This is a genomic window from Corynebacterium riegelii (assembly GCF_001263755.1).
Classification (GTDB): Bacteria; Actinomycetota; Actinomycetes; order Mycobacteriales; family Mycobacteriaceae; genus Corynebacterium; species Corynebacterium riegelii.
In genome coordinates this window covers 112,531-130,180 of sequence record NZ_CP012342.1, presented here as the reverse complement: position 1 = coordinate 130,180, position 17,650 = coordinate 112,531, and the positions used below count along the sequence as shown (strand labels likewise).

General features: G+C 62.1%; 14 protein-coding genes. 6 read left to right on the top strand and 8 right to left on the bottom strand.

Features of this window, described 5'->3' with window-relative positions; all coding sequences use genetic code 11:
• Positions 1-9: 9 nt before the first annotated feature.
• The 3 genes from hemW to AK829_RS00645 form a co-directional block, all read right to left on the bottom strand.
• Positions 10-1,116 (bottom strand): radical SAM family heme chaperone HemW, encoded by a 1,107-nt coding sequence (hemW, locus tag AK829_RS00655; protein WP_052203363.1) that lies wholly within the window; start codon positions 1,114-1,116, stop codon positions 10-12.
• 132 nt (positions 1,117-1,248) lie between these two features.
• On the bottom strand, positions 1,249-1,917 hold the full coding sequence (locus AK829_RS00650) for a hypothetical protein (RefSeq protein ID WP_052203360.1): 669 nt from the start codon (positions 1,915-1,917) through the stop codon (positions 1,249-1,251).
• 85 nt (positions 1,918-2,002) lie between these two features.
• On the bottom strand, positions 2,003-3,823 hold the full coding sequence (locus AK829_RS00645; RefSeq protein ID WP_052203359.1) for an AMP-dependent synthetase/ligase: 1,821 nt from the start codon (positions 3,821-3,823) through the stop codon (positions 2,003-2,005).
• 43 nt (positions 3,824-3,866) lie between these two features.
• On the opposite strand from AK829_RS00645, the gene malQ reads away from it, so the two are divergent.
• Positions 3,867-6,002 carry a 4-alpha-glucanotransferase gene (gene malQ, locus AK829_RS00640; RefSeq protein ID WP_052206283.1) on the top strand — a complete coding sequence of 712 codons (2,136 nt, stop codon included), beginning with the start codon at positions 3,867-3,869 and terminating at the stop codon, positions 6,000-6,002.
• A gap of 75 nt (positions 6,003-6,077) precedes the next feature.
• Here malQ and AK829_RS00635 read toward each other — a convergent pair whose 3' ends face one another.
• Together AK829_RS00635 and AK829_RS00630 are read right to left on the bottom strand one after the other, a co-directional pair.
• The gene (locus AK829_RS00635) at positions 6,078-6,263 is read right to left on the bottom strand and encodes a hypothetical protein (protein WP_052203358.1); all 186 of its coding nucleotides are present in this window, start codon (positions 6,261-6,263) and stop codon (positions 6,078-6,080) included.
• 10 nt (positions 6,264-6,273) lie between these two features.
• Complete coding sequence (locus AK829_RS00630; protein ID WP_052203356.1) at positions 6,274-8,250, bottom strand: M3 family metallopeptidase; 1,977 nt, start codon at positions 8,248-8,250, stop codon at positions 6,274-6,276.
• Positions 8,251-8,277: 27 nt separating this feature from the next.
• On the opposite strand from AK829_RS00630, the gene AK829_RS00625 reads away from it, so the two are divergent.
• Positions 8,278-9,528: an alpha/beta fold hydrolase gene (locus AK829_RS00625; protein ID WP_083439877.1), complete on the top strand. Its 1,251-nt coding sequence runs from the start codon at positions 8,278-8,280 to the stop codon at positions 9,526-9,528.
• Here the strand turns inward: AK829_RS00625 and AK829_RS00620 are convergent.
• The 3 genes from AK829_RS00620 to AK829_RS00610 all read right to left on the bottom strand — a co-directional run bounded on the left by AK829_RS00620 (position 9,477) and on the right by AK829_RS00610 (position 11,744).
• Complete coding sequence (locus AK829_RS00620; RefSeq protein ID WP_052203352.1) at positions 9,477-10,559, bottom strand: HNH endonuclease signature motif containing protein; 1,083 nt, start codon at positions 10,557-10,559, stop codon at positions 9,477-9,479. The two genes, AK829_RS00625 and AK829_RS00620, sit on opposite strands and share 52 nt — an antisense overlap.
• Positions 10,560-10,668: 109 nt before the next feature.
• Positions 10,669-11,214: an isopentenyl-diphosphate Delta-isomerase gene (idi, locus tag AK829_RS00615; protein ID WP_052203350.1), complete on the bottom strand. Its 546-nt coding sequence runs from the start codon at positions 11,212-11,214 to the stop codon at positions 10,669-10,671.
• Entirely contained in the window at positions 11,214-11,744 is a 531-nt protein-coding gene (locus AK829_RS00610) for a hypothetical protein (RefSeq protein ID WP_052203348.1), read from the bottom strand. The genes idi and AK829_RS00610 overlap by 1 nt, the downstream gene beginning before the upstream one ends.
• A 72-nt stretch (positions 11,745-11,816) precedes the next feature.
• On the opposite strand from AK829_RS00610, the gene AK829_RS00605 reads away from it, so the two are divergent.
• Genes AK829_RS00605 through AK829_RS00590 form a run of 4 tightly spaced genes read left to right on the top strand, consistent with a single transcriptional unit; the run spans position 11,817 to position 17,622 of the window.
• On the top strand, positions 11,817-13,688 hold the full coding sequence (locus tag AK829_RS00605; protein WP_052203346.1) for an ABC transporter ATP-binding protein: 1,872 nt from the start codon (positions 11,817-11,819) through the stop codon (positions 13,686-13,688).
• 5 nt (positions 13,689-13,693) lie between these two features.
• Complete coding sequence (locus AK829_RS00600; protein ID WP_052203344.1) at positions 13,694-14,809, top strand: MalY/PatB family protein; 1,116 nt, start codon at positions 13,694-13,696, stop codon at positions 14,807-14,809.
• 6 nt (positions 14,810-14,815) lie between these two features.
• Complete coding sequence (gene treS / locus AK829_RS00595) at positions 14,816-16,537, top strand: maltose alpha-D-glucosyltransferase (protein ID WP_052203343.1); 1,722 nt, start codon at positions 14,816-14,818, stop codon at positions 16,535-16,537.
• Entirely contained in the window at positions 16,534-17,622 is a 1,089-nt protein-coding gene (locus tag AK829_RS00590; protein WP_052203342.1) for a phosphotransferase, read from the top strand. Before treS ends, AK829_RS00590 begins: the two co-directional genes overlap by 4 nt.
• Positions 17,623-17,650: the final 28 nt, after the last annotated feature.

The following is a 17,650-nucleotide window of genomic DNA, read 5'->3' as shown; positions in this document are numbered from 1 at the left end:
CCGTCGATGTTACTCGTGGGCGAGGAGGTCTGTCACGATGCCGTCCACAAGCAGCCTGCCCTTGTCCGTGACCGCAATGCGCTCGCCCACCGTGAGCAGCCCGAGCTTTTCATGCTTATCGACGCCCACGTCAACCAACCCAGCGTCAATCCCCTCCTTCAGGCGCAACCCCAACATGACGGCCTCAAAACGGCGGATCTCTTCGGTGAGCTGTTCTTCTTCAGCAATCGGCAGCTGGCCTGCGGCGAGGATGTCGGCGTAGCGCTCGGGCCGCTTCACGTTATAAAAGCGGCGCGGGTAGATCGTGGAATGCGCGCCCGGGCCCGCACCCCACCACGCGCCGCCGCGCCAATAGAGCAGGTTGTGGCGGCACTGGCCGCCTGGCTTGGCCCAGTTGGAGACCTCGTACCAATCAAAACCCTGGGCTTCGAGGGTCCCGGCGATCATCTCGTACCTGCGCGCGTAGACATCCTCCTGCGGCTCCGGCAGCTCGCCGCGGCGGACTTTGCGATGCATCGCCGTACCATCCTCCACAATCAGGGAGTAGGCGCTGACGTGGTCCACCGGGGTTTCCAAAATGGCGTCGAGGGTTGCGCGCACATCGTCGTCCGTCTCCGTCGGGGTGCCGTAGATCATGTCCAGGTTGATGTGCTGGAAGCCTGCGTTGTGGGCCTCTTTGGCGGCGGCGACCGCACGCCCCGGCGTGTGTCGGCGATCCAGCACCTTCAGCACCGGCGTGGACGCCGACTGCATCCCCAACGACACGCGCGTAAAACCGTGGCCCAGCAGCCCCTCGAAATACTGCGGGTTTGTGGACTCCGGGTTAGACTCCGTGGTGATCTCCGCGCCTTCGCTAATGCCAAAGGTGTTACGGACTGCATTGAGGATGCGACCCAAGCCATCTGCGCCGAGGACACTCGGCGTGCCACCGCCAATGAACACCGTATCCGCGGATCGCTGCACCTGCGCCGCCGCTAACTCCAGCTCACGCTCCAACGCATCCAAATACGTTGCGTGCGAAGTCTCCACCTCGCTCGGGGTATACGTATTGAAATCGCAATACCCGCAACGACTCTCACAAAACGGGACATGCACATACACGCCAAAAGCATCCATGCGAGACATTCTGCTACCTAACCCCGAAACACACACAAAACGCCCCGGCGGCGAAGCGCACGGATCCGCCAATCCATGCCTTCACGCGCCAGGGCATGAGGCGTAAGCGTACCTGAAGTACCCGATCAATCTTTAAGCGCCGCGGCGGCGGCGTTTGGCGGCGACGCGGGCCACGATGGCGTCGATACGCGCGCGCTCTTCCAAAAACTCCGGCGGATTCAGGCCCCGCATCGTGCGGGCAAACGCCGGGTGATCCTCAAACACGGTCTCAATCCAGCCGTCCACGGCTGCCTCCACCAGCGCACCAGCACGCGCATACAGATGCGGCAAGCTCACCGCACCCAACTCACGCGCCACCATGTCCGTCTGCTCAAGCACAAACGCCACAACCTCTTCAAGGTGCTGCACCACCAAATCAGTGCGACCCGTCAAGGCGTCCTGCATCATCTGCACCGAATACGGCACCTCGAGTGGGAAGAGGTCGTCCAGGCCCGCAGCGTCGAGAAGCTCAGGCTCCGGGATCCGCTCCTCCGGCTCCGCACTGGCAGACAGGTGCCCGGCGCGCATCCCGGACGTCAGCGCCTGGCGCAGCCCGATCAGCTCGCCAACGATGCGGCGGGCATCCTGGCGGGCATCGTCCACAATCTCGCAGAACTCCGCCAGGCAGTCATCGGCCAGCTCACCGTCATAGTCCGCAATAGCCTCGGCGATGTGCTCAGCGTACTCAGCAACCTCATCGCCAATGTTGTAAATCTCCTGAGTCAACTCACGATGGCGCAGCACAGCGGCCGATTTGTGCATCGCAAGCCTCCCAGGAAACAACCAAGTGACAGTAACAGTCAGCGATGCTATTCCACTTCACACGCCGCCGCGTTAAGGCGCGCCGCTAACGCTGATACAGCTTGTCAATATCCTCCTGGAAACGCTGGAACACCACGTTGCGCTTCACCTTCATCGTCGGCGTCATCTCATCGTTCTGCTCCGACAGGTCACGGTCCAGGATGCGGAACTTCTTCACCGCCTCAGCCCGCGACACCGTCGCATTGGCCATGTTGATCGCATCCTGCACCTCAGCGCGCAACGCCGGGTCCTGCGCCAAATCCGACAACTTCCGGTTCGCCGGAATGTTGCGATTCGCCTTCCAGCGCTTCAGCTCCTCCTCATCCAGGGTGACAAGGACGCCGATGAACGGCTTGCCGTCGCCCACCAACAGCGCGTTGGAAATCAGCGGGTGCTGGCGGATGATCTCCTCCAGCGGCGCCGGCGAAACGTTCTTGCCGCCGGCGGTAACAATCAGGTCTTTCTTGCGGCCCGTGATGGAGACAAACCCGTCCTCATCAACCTCACCCAGATCCCCGGTGTTGAACCAGCCGTCCGTAATCGCCTCTTCGGTGGCCTCCGGGTTCTGCCAGTAGTAGGAGAACACGCCGGGGCCCTGGAACTCGATCTCACCATCATCATTGATGCGCACCGAATACCCATTGACCGGCCGGCCCACGGTGCCGATCTTGTTCGCATCCGCATTGTTCACGCAGCACGCCGCACACGTCTCGGTCAGCCCGTAGCCCTCATAAATAGGCACGCCCATGCCGCGGAAGAAGTGCGACAGATCCGCGCTCATCGCCGAACCCCCCGTAATGGCGTACCAGACCGAGCCACCCATGGCTTCCTTGATCTTGCCGTACACCAGCTTCTCGTACACCTTGGCCTTGGCCTTTTGCATTCGCGACGGCCCCTCCGGCGTATCCAACGCCTTCGAGTATTCAATCGCCGCCTTCTCCGCCTCTAGGAAGATGCGCTTGCCCACCGCCGAACCATCGGCGGCCTTGTTGTAGGCACCCTCACGCACCTTCTCAAACACGCGCGGCACACCCACCACCAGGTTCGGGCGCACGCGCTGCAGCTCCACCGTCAACGTCGAGGTGTCAGACCAGTGCGTCTGCGTCGCCCCCGAAATTGTCCACGCAGTAGACACCGCACGCGCCAACACGTGCGCCAGCGGCAAAAACGTCACCATGCGCTGGCCCGGGTACGACACCTTGCCAATCTCATTTTCCAAAAGCGCCCAGCACTGGTGCGCCCAGTTGCCGTGCGTAATCGCCACACCTTTCGGGCGTCCCGTGGTGCCCGAGGTGTACACGATGGACGCCAGGTCATCGTGGGTCAGGGCTTGCCAGCGCGCGTCTACAAGCGAGGTGTCCACCGTACGGCCCTCAAACTTGATGGTCTCCACACCTGCGGAGTTGAACTCATACAAACGCTCCAACTTGGAGTCCTTGTACACACCATCCGGCAAAAACGGGGTCATCAGCTCGGTGTGATCACGCGTCTCACAAAACGCGATCCGCGCCCCCGAGTTCTCCAAAATCCACTGAATCTGCGGCGTGGAACTCGTCGGGTAAATCGGCACAGACGCCGCACCCGCCGCCCAAATCGCAAAATCCAACAGCGCCCACTCGTAGCGCGTCGACGACAAGATAGCCACACGATCCCCCGGCTCAATACCAGCCGCGATCAGGCCCTTCGCCACGTCATAGACCTCTTCCCAGAAGTCCGCGGCGGTCACCGACACCCACTCATAATTACGAGGACGGGAAAACAGCACCACATGCGGCTGCTCCGTGCACATCGTTGCCAGACGGCGGATGCACGTTTCCTTCTCGTCCAGGTGGAATCCAAGCTCTGTTGTGTACGTGTTCGACGGCATGGGGGCCACTTTAGCGTGTGCTGTGGCAGAATTACTGTTTGTGATGAACGGGGATTTGCTGCTCGAACTCGCCGCGGCCTACGGCTTCGGCACCACCTACCGCGACTCCAACGGGGAGGTGACCACACCCCCGAGGCAGTCTTTTATCAAGCTGTTGCGCGCTTTGGGGCTCCCGCTTGACGACGATCCGACGAACGAACAACTCCAACTCCACCTGGATGCACGCCACCTTGAGCTGGCGACACGCCCCCTGCCGCCAACCGTGGTGGCACCGGAAGGCGAGGAACGCCACTTCAACGTGCACGTGCACGACGGGCATCCGGCGCACTGCTGGATCCGGCTCGAAGACGGCACCTCGCGCGACGCCTACCAGGACGAAAACTGGTCTCAACCTGTCACCGGCGCCGACGGCATCGTGTGGGGCGAAGCCACCTTCCACATCCCCGGCGACCTGCCCGTGGGCTGGCACGAACTGCACCTGGAATCCGACAACTTCACCGACAGCTGCACGCTGATCATCACCCCACGCACGCTGTCCACCAACGAATCCTGCATCCAGGACCCCGTGTGGGGTGTCATGGCGCAGCTCTACTCCGTACGCTCCGAGCAGTCCTGGGGCGTGGGCGACTTCGAAGACCTCGCACGCCTAGCTGAGGTCGTCGCCGCCGAAGGCGCGGACTACCTGCTGATCAACCCCGTCCACGCCGCACAACCCGTGCCGCCGGTGGAGGACTCGCCGTACCTGCCTACCTCACGGCGCTTTGTCAACCCCATCTATATCTCCGTGGAGGCTGTGCCGGAGTATGGGCGGTTGGATGGGGAAACGTTGGCGTCGATAAGCAAGATGGCCCAACCGCTCAAAGCCATGAACCGCTCAGCCGAACCGCTGCAACGCAACGAGGTTTTCGGCACCAAACTGCAAGTGCTGCGCGAACTGTTCTACATGGCTGAGCAGGACCCGAAACGCACCCACGATTTCGAACTGTTCATGCTTGATGAAGGCGAAGGGCTCGCCGAATTCGCCCACTGGTGCGCGCAACAGGCCGTCACCACCGCCAACGCACGCCACGACGGCGCGGAATACCTCGGCGAAACCACCCGCTTCTACATGTGGCTGCAGTTCATTGCGGATGAGCAACGCCGCATCGCGCAAGAGCGCGCCATCGCCGCCGGCATGCGCCTTGGCATCATGACCGACCTGGCCGTGGGCATCCACCCCGACGGCGCCGACGCCCACACCCTTGCGGATGTGCTGGTTGCCGACGCCTCCGTCGGCGCCCCACCAGACCAATACTCACAACTCGGCCAAGACTGGTCCCAGCCGCCGTGGAACCCCCAGGCGCTCGCCGAAGCCGGTTACGAACCTTGGCGCGACCTGCTGCGCACCGTGCTGCGCCACTCCGGCGGCATCCGCGTCGACCACGTGCTTGGCCTATTCCGCCTGTTCTGGATCCCCCGCATGGACACCCCCGCCGACGGCGCCTACATGAACTACGACTACGAAGCCATGGTGGGCATCCTCGCGCTCGAAGCACAGCGCGCCGGTGCTGTTGTTGTGGGCGAAGACCTGGGAACCTTCGAACCGTGGGTCCAAGACGTGCTGCGTGACAAGGGCATCCTCGGCACCACCGTGTTGTGGTTCGAGTCCACCCCGTGGAACGGCGCGCCGCTGCCCTCGGATCAGTACCGCAACCTGTCGCTGACCGCGGTGGGCACGCACGACCTGCCGCCAACCGCCGGCTACATCCAGGGCGCACACAACGAGCTGCGCCACAAACTCGGCCTCGTGCACGAGACGCTGGAGGAGCTCAACGCCAACGATGCCGTGTGGATCTCCCAGGTGCTCGCCACCGTGCAGGCCGAAGGCGCATTCGACGGCACCCCGCTTGCCAAGGTCAACTTCCTAGACAAGGATTTGGGCCAGTACGGCGACGTCGATTCCCTACTGGTGGGGCTCACGCGCTTTGTCGCCTCCACCCCATCCGCCATGACCTGCACGAACCTGGTGGATATGGTTGGAGACGTCCGCATCCAAAACCAGCCCGGCACCAACCACGAGCAGTACTCCAACTGGTGCATCCCGCTTTGCGACGCCCAACGCAACCCCCTCACCATCGAAGACCTCCCCACCCTGGAGCTTTTCAAGCGCGTCGCCGAAGCCTCGCAGCGCGGGCGCTAAACGCCAGCGCTTGCAGCGCCTGCGGTGCGGGGGTGCTGGCATTGCCCCCCCGTGCGCCCCTGTGTGCTTGCGGCGCTAGAGCGCGCTGATCGCGGCGGCGACAACGCACATCGCGATCAGAAACCACATCACCTGGGTGACGCGCGACTTGGGGAAGCGCCGCTTCGTGGTCCGCTTCTCCGTGCTTGCCGGAGTTTCAGCCGGGGTGTTGTGCGGGTGCTGTGTGTGCTGCGTGTGCTGTGTGTTCAAGGGGTCTGGCATGGCAGTTACGCTACTCCCCTTGGCCGTGGACGTCGGAACCCGCAAGCCCGCGGCGGGTCAGCAGGGGGCGGACGTCTTTGTCGCGGCCTCGGAAAGCACGGTATGCCTCCGTGTAGTCGCGGGCGGCACCGCGCGACAGGATGGTGTCGCGGAACGCCTGGCCGGTTTCGCGGTTGATGCCGCGCTCTTCAACCAGCTGGTAGCCATCAGCATCCAGCGCCTCAGCCCACAGGTAGGAGTAGTAGCCCGCCGAATACCCACCGGCGAAGACGTGGTTAAACCAAGTGGAGCGGTAGCGCGGTTCGAGGCCTTCGATGTCCAGGCCGACCTGACGAAGCGCCTGGGTTTCGAACTCGGCGATGTCCACGTCGTCTGCCGGCGGGGTTTCCAGGGAGTGCCACGCCAAGTCAATGGCTGCGGCCGCCAAGTATTCGGCGGTGGCGAAGCCTTGGCCGAACTGTCGGGAAGCACGCACCGCTTCGAGCAGCTCGTCGGGGATGACCTCGCCAGTGTCCACGTGGCGTGCGTAGTTGCGCACGATCTCTGGGGCAAAGGCGTAGTTTTCATTGATCTGGGAGGGGAACTCCACCCAGTCACGCGGCACATTCGTGCCGCTGAGCGTTGGGTAGCGCACGTTGGACAGCAGCCCGTGCAGCGCGTGGCCAAACTCGTGGAAGACGGTGGTGACCTCGTCCACGCTAAGCAGGTTGTCGGTGATGCTCATGACGTTGACCACCACCGGATTCGTGTCCAGCAGCGTGGACTGTTCCACAAAGGAGCTCATCCAGGCGCCGCCGCGCTTGGTTTCGCGGGCGAAGTAGTCCGTCAACAGCAGGCCGATGCCGGTGCCGTCCGCGTCGGTGACTTCCCACACGTCCACGTCATCGCGGTAGCCGCGCAGGTCCTCGCGCTTGGTCACGGTGATGCCGTAGAGGAGGTTGGCGGCGTGAAACGCGCCGTCTACAAGCACCTGCTCAAGCGGGAAGTACTTGCGCAGCTCGGCGTCATCAACGTCAAGCTCCTCTTCCCTGCGGCGCGCCTGATAGTACGGCCAATCCGCCCCATCCACCTCAAAACCGGCGAGCTCGGAGGCGAGTTTGCGCTCAGCTTCCGCATTCGCCGCAGCCGCCGGGGCCAGGTCCGCAACCAGCGCGCGGGCAGCCTGAGCGGTTTCGGCGGTTTCCTCCGCAATCACGTAATCAGCGTGGCTGGCAAAACCGAGCAGGTTCGCGCGCTCCAGGCGCAGCTGCACGGTCTCGGCGATGATCGCCGGGTTGGTTTCCGCGCCGCGTTGGCGAGAGGCGGTGAACAGATGGCGTCGAGAAGCAGGAAGCTCCAGGTCAGCCTGCAGGGACTGGGTGGTGGGCAGCTCGATGGGCACCACGTAACGGTCGCCGTCGCGGTAGGCCTCGCGCTGCGACTCGCTCAGGCCGGCCAGCTCCTCCGCGCTGAACTCCACGGCAAGGCGCTTCGTGTCAGCGAGCAGGTTGCGCCCGAAACGCTCCGACAACTCCGCCAGGCGCTGGTTGATCTCCTGCAGGCGGGTCTTGCCCTGTGCATCAAGCGTGGCACCGCGGCGCTGGAAGCGGCGCATCAACAGGTCGTGCAGGCGCTGCGACTCCTCATCAGCCGGCACCTCAACGGCCTCCAGGCGGCGGTAAAGCTCCTCGTTTTGGTAGATGGAATCCAGGTGGGCGGACAGCTTCGGCACAATGTCGTCTGCAACCGCGTCGAATGCCTCATTGCCGTCGGTGCCTTGCAGGTTGAAGAACCAGGCGGTGACGCGCTCAAGTTCACGGCCGGAACGCTCCAGCGCCTCGACGGTGTTTTCCCACGTCGGGGCGGCTTCGGTGGTGATGGCGGTGATTTCTTCAGCGTGGCGCCGTAACGCCTCAGCGAACGCGGGCTGCACGTCATCGAGCGTGATGGCGGCGAAGTCCGGCAGACCGTAGGGCAGATTCGATGGGGTAAGCAACGGATTTGTCATGCCCACACAATAGCTATGATGGCGCGGGTGAACACCACTGAAGTCACGTGTCCGGCTGGAACGGTCCTCGGCGTCATGGATGATGGCCTGCGCCGTTTCCATTCCATCCCGGTGGTGCAGGCTTCAGGATTGTTTGATAACCCCAGGCCAGCAGAGCTTGGTTTGCTTATCGACGCCACACGCCCCCACCCCAACGCACCCCACCTCTCGATCACCGCCCCAGCGGCCACGGCGCACGAAGATCTGCCCGTCATGGTGTGGATTCACGGCGGCCGGTTTGAGGAAGGCGACCACACGGAGACGTTTTCCAACCCCGACGGGTTCGCGCGCGAAGGTGTGGTGCACGTGCGCGTGGGCTACCGGCTGAAGTTCCCGGGATTTGTGCAGTTTCCTGATGACACCGCCGCGCACTACCGCGCCGTCGCCGACGTCTCCACAGCCCTGACCTGGATTCAGCACAACATCGAAGCATTTGGGGGTGACCCGACAAACGTGACTGTCATGGGCCACTCCGCGGGTGCCGCGATCGCACTGTGGCTGTGCAGACGCGACCACTACAAAGGCGAATTCCGACGCGTGCTTGCCATGTCACCAGCGTTTCCCCGCCGCGGTTTCCCGCAACGCAAATGGGCCGCGCGTGGCGCTTTGGGCACGCCAATTGCACGCGTGGCGCTCAACCGTCTCTCCCCAACCAAACTCAACCACGCCTACCAGCGCTTCCGCCTGCACTTCCCAACGGACATGGCGCTTGGCCCCTACCCGCTGGAACCTCAAGAGATGGCGAATGTTCCCGTCGTGCTCACCTGCACGGACAAGGAATTCCACCACTCAGGCGCGAAGCTGGACCGCGTGCCTGCGCTGGGCCGTGTCTTTGTGCGTGTCGCCGGACGCACGATGGGCCTGCGCAAGCGTGCCAGCAAAGGCGCAGGTAAAGGCACGGGTACAGGCACGGGCAAGGGCTACACCGCGGGTCAGTTGCTCTCAGACTCCCTGGTGCGACGCCACGTAGACGCGGTCGCCGAGCACGCACCTGGCCCCGTATGGCTTGCGGAGCACGTAGGTTACGCCCACGCCGAAGACCTCAGCGGTGTGTTCGCGCCGGACCCATGGTTGTTGACGTTCCTGCGCACCGGTGATGTTGGTTGGCCGGAGTATGGGGTGTCGGGGAGGGGTGCGGTGAGGCGTCGTGAAGCAGAAGCCCCAACCGTGGTACACGATCCCCTTGGCTACCTGCGCGACATATTCGAAGACCCAAACAGCAGCGACATCGCCGAATAAGGATGATGGCGGTTCTCCACCGGCACCCCACTCGGTGACACCCAACAGGTACGGCCGTTGATGCTCTCCGTACGGCCACGAATGGGCTGCGAAGGATCATCATCATTGACCTGGTTGTGATAGCGACACAGCACCGCCAAGTTATCCATGTTCGTCTCACCACCACGCGACCACGCGGTGATGTGGTGCAGCTGGCAGTTGTCCGAAACGTGGCGGCAATCAGGCACCGTGCACACCGGGTTGGCCATGCGCGCCAAGTCACGCTGCTTCGTGTTGGCGTAGCGCTTCGTGCGGTACAGGTTCACGGGCCCCTCCTGCGGATGGAACGTTGCCACCTCAAGGACCTCGCCGTAGCCCTGCTTGAGCAGTTCGGCGCCGGTGATGGTGGTGCCGTCGGTGAGGCCGAAGGTGGTTTCGTCGGCGTCGCCTTTGAGCAGCTTCAGGTGCTCATCAACGGGGATCAGGACGATTGGCCGACGCACAGCCCGAGACACGCCTGAGGATTTGCCCCGGAAAATGGCCAGGAGTCGTTCCAACATCTGACCCATCGCAGGTTTTTCCAGGTCAAGGTCGTGGGTCAGGGCGTGTTCAACGTCTGCAATCAGCTCCTCATCGTGTGTGAGCGTCATGGTGCGCTTGCGGTCTTTGGATTTACTAAATCGAACGCCATCTTGGCGCGGCTTCTCTAGCTTCGGAATGCGCTGTTTCACCAACGCCATCACCGCCTTGTAGTGGCCGCGCAAGCCAAGCAGCACTAGGCGTAGTTTGTTGCGGGTGCGGAGGCTCTTGATGCGTCGCAGCTCACGCTCGATCATGCACAGTTGGTCTAAGGAAAGGCCCGAGCGGCGCGCCTTATCTAACGCTTGGCGCTGCTTGGCGGCGGAAGTGGCCGCACCGTAATAAACCTCGTGTGCTAATTGCCACTCGCGTACTTTATTGGGCGGAATGCCCGCATCTAATGCTTGTTGCTTATTGAAGTGTTCAAGGACGTCGATGTTTGCTGTTTGCAAAAATTGTTCAAATGGATTCATGCGCAAAACGCTAAGACAAAATCAAGCCTTTGCCAAGGGGTACGCACAGCGCCTGTGGATAACTAAAACAGGTTATCCACAGGCTTCATTGATCCGTTTTCAATAAGCCCTATCTGCGCAGGTGGGCGCGTAGCGGCTCATGCGACGCTTCTTCAATAAGCCACGGCGAAAAAACGAACGGCGCAGCCTCAATCGCCGCAGACAACCCCCCGGGGGTAATCCAGGCGCTCTCACATACCTCGTCGGGGTTGGGTTGAATCTGCGCATCCGCGGTCAAGCGTGCCACGAACACGGGGCAGATTTCATTTTCTACCACGCCGGATGCATCCACGGCGCGGTACTGGAAGTTCGGCAGGACCAGCTCAAGCGACGCAAATGCCTCGCGCTGCAGCCCTAACTCAAAAGCGGCGCGGCGGTACACGGCCTCCTCCGGGGTCTCGCCGGGGGCGGGATGCCCGCAAAAGGAGTTCGTCCACACCCCGGGCCACGTCTTCTTGCCCAGCGCACGACGGGTGAGCAGCAACTGGCCGTCTTCGTTGAACAGCCAGCAGGAAAACGCCAGGTGCAGCGGGGTGTCACCGGTGTGGATCACGGCTTTGTCCGCGGTCCCGATCGGGGATCCGTCGTTATTAAGCAGGATTACTTCTTCACGCATTAATTGTTCAGATTCCCCTGGAACGTGATGTTGCCGATGGTGAACTGCGCGTCCCACAGGTTGCCCGTGGACACGTTGAACGCGTACTTGGCGTTCACCGTCGCACCTGGACCAAGCGGCAGGTCAAGGCCAATAATGTCTACGCCAGCCGCATCCGCGGTCAGCGCTTCGGCGGTGCGCATCTCGCCGCCGCCGGCGTTGTACTTCAGTGTGGGCTTCAAGGCGTCCACAGGCAGCGGTGCATCCGACTCGTTGGTCACCGCAACGACAACCACGGTGCCGCCGCCCGGCGCGTAGCTGGACCCCTGCCACTTGTACGACAGGTCCATGGCGGGGTCCTTGACGCGCTCGCCGTTGATCTCCGTGCTTGGCACGGGCTCAACCTCGGAGGTTGCGAAGGTCTCCGCAGGCCGGCCGATCGTGCTGGTGGGGGTAACGGCCTCCGGGTCAATGTCGTTTTCTCCGGGCGCGGCGCAGGCGGTAACCGGCAGCAGCAGGCTTAAAACCGCAAGTTTCAGGCGGTGGGACATGTAGGCGACGCTCCAAAATCCATCGTTGTGAGTTTGCAGGCAATCCTACAGCCCGGGCTAGTGTGGACCATCATGCAGCCGATCATCCGCGTTCTGCGCAGCGCCTCAACTCTTTGGCCGTTCTATCTTGCGGTGGTGGTGGTTTCTTCCGCCGTCGCGGGGCTAAGTTTGCTCAGCCCGTTTCTGATCCGTGAGGCCACGGACACGATTGTGGACGGCGGCGCGATCCGCACCGTCGTATGGCTGGCGGTGGGGCTATTCGCGGCGGAGGCCGGCGCGACGCTGCTGCGCAACGTCTCCGGCTACATCGGGGATGTGATGGTGGCACGTATCCGCCAGGTGCTGTCCACGCGATATTTTGCAAAGCTGCTGGCGCTGCCGCAGTCCTATTTTGATGGCCAGGTGACGGGCACGATCATTGCTCGGCTGGATCGTTCGATTGCGAACGTCACGCAGTTCATCCAGTCCTTTACTAATAACTTCTTGCCAATGCTGATCCAGGTCGTGGCCATCTTGGGCATCACGGCGTACTACTACTGGCCGCTGACGGTGCTGCTGGCGTTGCTGTTTCCGTTGTATACGTGGCTGACAGCGCTCACGTCGAAACGCTGGCAGGTGTTTGAGCAGGAGAAGAACGCCAACATTGATGAGGGCAATGGCCGTTTCGCCGAGGTTGTGGGCCAGGTGAAGGTGACCAAGTCATACGGCGCAGAGGTGCGTGAGCTGGAGAAATTCGGGCGTCACTACACCAATACGGTGGAGATTACGCGCCCGCAGTCGCGCTGGTGGCATTCGATGGACACCGCGCGCGGCGTTGCAATGAACCTGATTTTCCTGGGCATTTATCTGATTGTGTTTACGCGCACGCTCGGCGGGCATTTCACGATTGGTGAGATGGTGATGCTGATTCAGATGGTGACTATGGCGCGCCAGCCGGTGACCATGATGAGTTGGATTGTGGATTCGGCGCAGCGCGCGATCGCGGGGTCACGCGATTACTTCAAGGTGATGGATGAGCCGGTGGAGCCGACCGCGAACCGTCAGCTGGTCGCCGCCACTAAGGCCTCCGACATGCCGGAGGTGACACTGACCCAGCAGACCCCACTGCCGGTGCGCGAACCGGTGGTTGCGTTCGATCAGGTCACTTTCGCTTACACGCCTGGGGAGCCTGTGCTTTACGACGTCACGTTTTCCGCCCGCAAAGGCGAAAAAATCGCCCTTGTTGGCGAATCTGGTGGGGGCAAGTCCACGATTGTGAACCTGCTTTTGGGCTTGTACCCAGTAACGCAGGGACGCCTTGAGGTGTGCGGCGAGGAGCTGGGCGAGTTGGACGTGGAGAAACTGCGCGCAACCACGGGTGTGGTGTTCCAGGAGGCGGCGCTGTTTTCGGGTTCTGTGTTTGAAAACATTGCCTACGGCAAGCCGGATGCCACGTTGGAGGAGGTTGTGGCGGTGGCGAAGCGCGCCAACGCACACGACTTCATTATGAAGTTCACCGACGGCTACGACACGGTCATTGGTGAGCGCGGGTTGCGCCTTTCGGGTGGGCAGCGCCAGCGCGTGGCGGTGGCGCGCGCCATGTTGAAGGACGCGCCGATTCTGATTTTGGACGAGGCGACCTCCGACCTAGACACCAAGGCGGAGCGCGCCGTGCAGGCCGGGTTGGACGAGTTGATGGAAGGCCGCACCACCATCATGATCGCGCACCGCCTGTCCACGATTGCGGGTGTGGACACAATCATCACGCTTCGCGACGGCCGTATCGACGAAATCGGCTCGCCCGCCGAGTTGGCGGTCTCGGGCGGTATTTATTCGGAGCTGTTGAAGCTGACTGCGTCGTCCTCGGCGGAGGATCGTAGGAGGTTGAGGGCGTTTGGGTTTGCGTCGGAAAGCATGAGCCCCGATGAGGATGAAGACGAGGATGAGTGGGGCGCGCTAGCGTAGGGCGCATGCAGTTTCCGGACATCGATACTTTAAGGACCCGCGGCACACGCAAATGGACTGTCTACGGCGATGACGTTATCCCCATGTTCATCGCGGAAAGCGACTTCCCCACCGCACCTGCGGTCAAAGACGCGATTGTTCAAGCCTGTGAGCGCGAGATGTTTGGCTACACGCCTGCGCCGCACGCGCACCGTTTGGGTGAGGCGGTGTCGGATTTCTACGCCGCGCGCTACGGCTGGCGCCCGGAGCCTGCGCGCGTATTCCCGGTGGCGGACGTAGTGCGCGGCGTGCTGCTGGCCATCCAGCACTTCACGCAAGGCCCGGTGATTGTGCCGGTGCCAGCGTATTTCCCGTTTTTGAACATTGCGGATGCGGCTGGGCGCGAGCGTATCGACGTTGCGAATACCCTCAACCTTGAGGAAATCGAGCAGGCGTTCAAGCAGGGCGCAGGCAGCATCATTGTGACCAACCCGTACAACCCAGGCGGCTGGGTGTTCAGCGAGGCCGAGTTGGATGCGGTGTGCGAGGTGGCACGCAAATACGGCGGGCGCGTGATTGTGGACGAGATCCACGCCCCACTGGTTTTCGACGGCCAACACGTCTGCGCGGCAGCAAACAACCCGGATGTGTGTATTACGGTGACGGCAACCTCGAAGGCGTGGAACGTCGCGGGCCTCAAGTGCGCGCAGATGATTTTCTCCAACGATGAGGACGTGGCCACCTGGGAGCGCATCAACCCAGTGGCGAAAGACGGCGTGGGCACGCTTGGCATTACTGCGGCAGAGGCCTGCTACGACCTTGGGCGCGAGTTCCTGGATGAGGAGGTTGCGCAGCTTAAGGCCAACCGCGATTGGCTTGTCACCCACCTGCCGGACGCCGTGCCGGGGATCAAGTTCGAGGTCCCGGCCGCGACATACTTGATGTTCCTGGATTTCAGCGACACCAAACTCGACGACCCGCGCCCAGCCGCCTGGCTGCTCAAGCACGCGAAGGTGGCCATGAATGAGGGCGTTGACTTCGGCCCTGGCGGTGAGCACAAGGCGCGGATGAACTTTGCTACCAGCCCAGAGATTTTGCAGCAGGCCGTCGAGCGCATCGCCCAGGCCGTACGGCTACGCTAACTGGCTATGGAGCAAACCCCACAGGCAACTGATTTTCTCACGCCCGCCCCTGCTGAGCAGCCGTGGCAGCGCCCGGATCCGGAGTGGTACAAGGATTCGGTGTTCTACGAGGTGCTGGTACGCGCCTTCTACGACCCGGATGGTACGGGGTCCGGCACGCTGAAGGGCCTGGAGGAGAAGCTGGATTACCTGCAGTGGCTGGGTGTGGATTGTCTGTGGATCCCGCCGTTTTATGATTCGCCTCTTCGAGACGGCGGCTATGACATCCGTGATTTCCGCAAGGTGCTGCCGGAGTTTGGCACGGTTGAGGACTTTGTTTCGCTTATCGACGCTGCACATAAACGCGGCATCCGCATCATCACGGACTTCCCCATCAACCACACCTCCGATTCGCACGCCTGGTTCCAGGCGTCGCGTCAGGACCCGGATGGGGAGTACGGCGATTACTACGTGTGGACGGATGACCCGGAGCAGTACGCGGGCACGCGCATCATCTTCATTGACACGGAGGAATCCAACTGGACGTGGGACCCGGTGCGCAAGCAGTACTTCTGGCACCGTTTCTTCTCGCACCAGCCGGATCTGAACTACGACAATCCGCGTGTACAGGAGGAAATCCTGGACGTGATCCGGTTCTGGCTGGACCTAGGCATGGACGGTATCCGCTTGGATGCCATTCCGTACCTGTTTGAGCGCGAGGGCACCTCCAGCGAGAACCTGCCGGAGACCCACCAGTTCATCAAACGCGTGCGCACCATGTTTGATGAGGAGTACCCGGGCCGCTTCCTGCTGGCGGAGGCGAATCAGCTGCCGCATGAGGTGGTGGAGTACTTCGGTGAGGGCACGGACGGCAAGGGCGATGAGTGCCAGATGGCGTTCCACTTCCCTGTCATGCCGCGCATTTTCATGGGCCTGCATATGGAAAGCGCGCAGCCGATCATTGACATTTTGCGCGAGACCCCGGCGATCCCGGAGTCTGCGCAGTGGGGCATTTTCCTGCGCAACCACGATGAGCTGACGCTTGAGATGGTCACGGAGGAAGAGCGCGAGTACATGTACAAGCACTACGCGTTTGATCCGCGGATGCGCGCGAATGTGGGTATTCGTCGTCGCTTGGCGCCGCTTTTGGGTGGGCATCGTGATCGTTTGCAGTTAGCGCACGCGTTGCTGCTGTCGCTGCCGGGTTCGCCGTTTATGTACTACGGCGATGAGATTGGCATGGGCGACAACATCTGGCTCTATGACCGTGATGGTGTGCGTACCCCGATGCAGTGGTCGAACGACCGCAACGGTGGTTTCTCCTCCGCGGACCCGGAGCGTCTCTATCTTCCGCCGGTGCGCAATGACCAGTACGGCTACCACATTGTGAACGTGGAAAGCCAGATGAATAAGGAGAATTCCCTGCTGCATTGGGTGCGCACGTTGGTGCATGTGCGCAAGCAGTACAAGGCGTTCGGCCGCGGCTCCTACATCGAAGTGGAGCACGGCAATGAGCAGGTGTTGGCGTTTATCCGTGAGTACACAGATGAGACGGGCCGCACGGAGCGCATCTTGTGCGTGCACAACATGTCTTCGCGCCCGGCGCCTGTGGAGATGGAGCTGGCGCAATACAACGGCATTGTGCCGCGTGAGCTCTCTGGCAGCGTGGAATTCCCGGCGATTGGTGAGCTGCCGTGGCTTGTCACACTCGCGCCGCACGGTTTCTTCTGGTTCGATATTTCAGCATGATCGATATCACCAAGGAGCGGTTTTTTGGGTCGAAGGCGGGGAGGGTGGTTGGCGGGGGCGTCGATAAGCAAAAAGCCCTCGGCCCCTATACCTGGGAGATTGTGACCCTGGATCTGGGCACGCACCGCGAGAGCTATCAGATTCTTCACGACGGCACACGTGACATCCTTGCCACCACCTCCGGCGCGCAGACGTATGTGGAGCATATGGCGCAGCTTGGGCAGGTGCATGGGCAGCTGCGCGGCGGTGAGGTGCGTCCGATGGGTGCGGAGCAGTCCAACACGAATCTGATTGTTGGCGACACGATTGTGAAGGTCTTTCGCAAGCTTGAAGACGGCCTGAATCCGGACGTAGAGCTCTTAAGCCGCATTGAGAACAAGCATGTGGCCAAGGTGACGGGGTATGTCACGTTGGATGGCCGCACGCTTGCGATGCAGCAGGAGCTGGTGGGCGGCACGGATGGTTTTGTGCTGGCTACCGCAGGCGAGTTGGGGGTGGCGGATGCGCGTGCGTTGGGTGAGGCGATTGCCAGCGTGCATGCGTCCTTGGCGTCGGAGTTTGGTGTGGAACAGCGCGCGGGCTCAGCGATTCGCGCCCAGCTGGATGCCAACCTGGATGCGTATCTGGAGCGCGCGTCGGTGTTGCGTGAGTTCGAGCCGGGCCTGCGGGCGTTGTATGCCGCGCTAGACACCCAGGATGTGGACGTGCAGCGCGTGCATGGGGATCTGCATTTGGGCCAGACGCTTTTCGACGCCCCGTTGTGGCACCTCATCGACTTCGAAGGAGAACCTGCGCGCCCCTTGGCGGAGCGTCGACGCAAAGACGTGGCGTTGCGCGATGTTGCCGGCATGGTGCGCTCGTTTGGCTACGCGCGTGCCGTGGGTGAGCTTTCGCAATCGTGGGAATCTGAGATGCGTGATGCTTTGCTGGCCGGCTATGGAGAGTTGGATGGGACGTTGGATGAGGCGCTGCTGGCTGCGTATGTGGCGGATAAGGCCGCCTACGAGGTGGTCTATGAGGCCAATAACCGGCCGGATTGGGTGGACATTCCGCTGACTGCAATCAGGCAATTGCTGTCCATCTAGTGGAATCCGTTTCCCAAATTGCACCTTG

Coding starts and splice junctions, on each gene's coding strand:
- hemW (WP_052203363.1), bottom strand. CDS start 1,116: ATGGATGCTTTTGGCGTGTATGTGCATGTCCCGTTTTGTGAGAGTCGT.
- AK829_RS00650 (WP_052203360.1), bottom strand. CDS start 1,917: ATGCACAAATCGGCCGCTGTGCTGCGCCATCGTGAGTTGACTCAGGAG.
- AK829_RS00645 (WP_052203359.1), bottom strand. CDS start 3,823: ATGCCGTCGAACACGTACACAACAGAGCTTGGATTCCACCTGGACGAG.
- malQ (WP_052206283.1), top strand. CDS start 3,867: ATGAACGGGGATTTGCTGCTCGAACTCGCCGCGGCCTACGGCTTCGGC.
- AK829_RS00635 (WP_052203358.1), bottom strand. CDS start 6,263: ATGCCAGACCCCTTGAACACACAGCACACGCAGCACACACAGCACCCG.
- AK829_RS00630 (WP_052203356.1), bottom strand. CDS start 8,250: ATGACAAATCCGTTGCTTACCCCATCGAATCTGCCCTACGGTCTGCCG.
- AK829_RS00620 (WP_052203352.1), bottom strand. CDS start 10,559: ATGAATCCATTTGAACAATTTTTGCAAACAGCAAACATCGACGTCCTT.
- idi (WP_052203350.1), bottom strand. CDS start 11,214: ATGCGTGAAGAAGTAATCCTGCTTAATAACGACGGATCCCCGATCGGG.
- AK829_RS00610 (WP_052203348.1), bottom strand. CDS start 11,744: ATGTCCCACCGCCTGAAACTTGCGGTTTTAAGCCTGCTGCTGCCGGTT.
- AK829_RS00605 (WP_052203346.1), top strand. CDS start 11,817: ATGCAGCCGATCATCCGCGTTCTGCGCAGCGCCTCAACTCTTTGGCCG.
- AK829_RS00600 (WP_052203344.1), top strand. CDS start 13,694: ATGCAGTTTCCGGACATCGATACTTTAAGGACCCGCGGCACACGCAAA.
- treS (WP_052203343.1), top strand. CDS start 14,816: ATGGAGCAAACCCCACAGGCAACTGATTTTCTCACGCCCGCCCCTGCT.
- AK829_RS00590 (WP_052203342.1), top strand. CDS start 16,534: ATGATCGATATCACCAAGGAGCGGTTTTTTGGGTCGAAGGCGGGGAGG.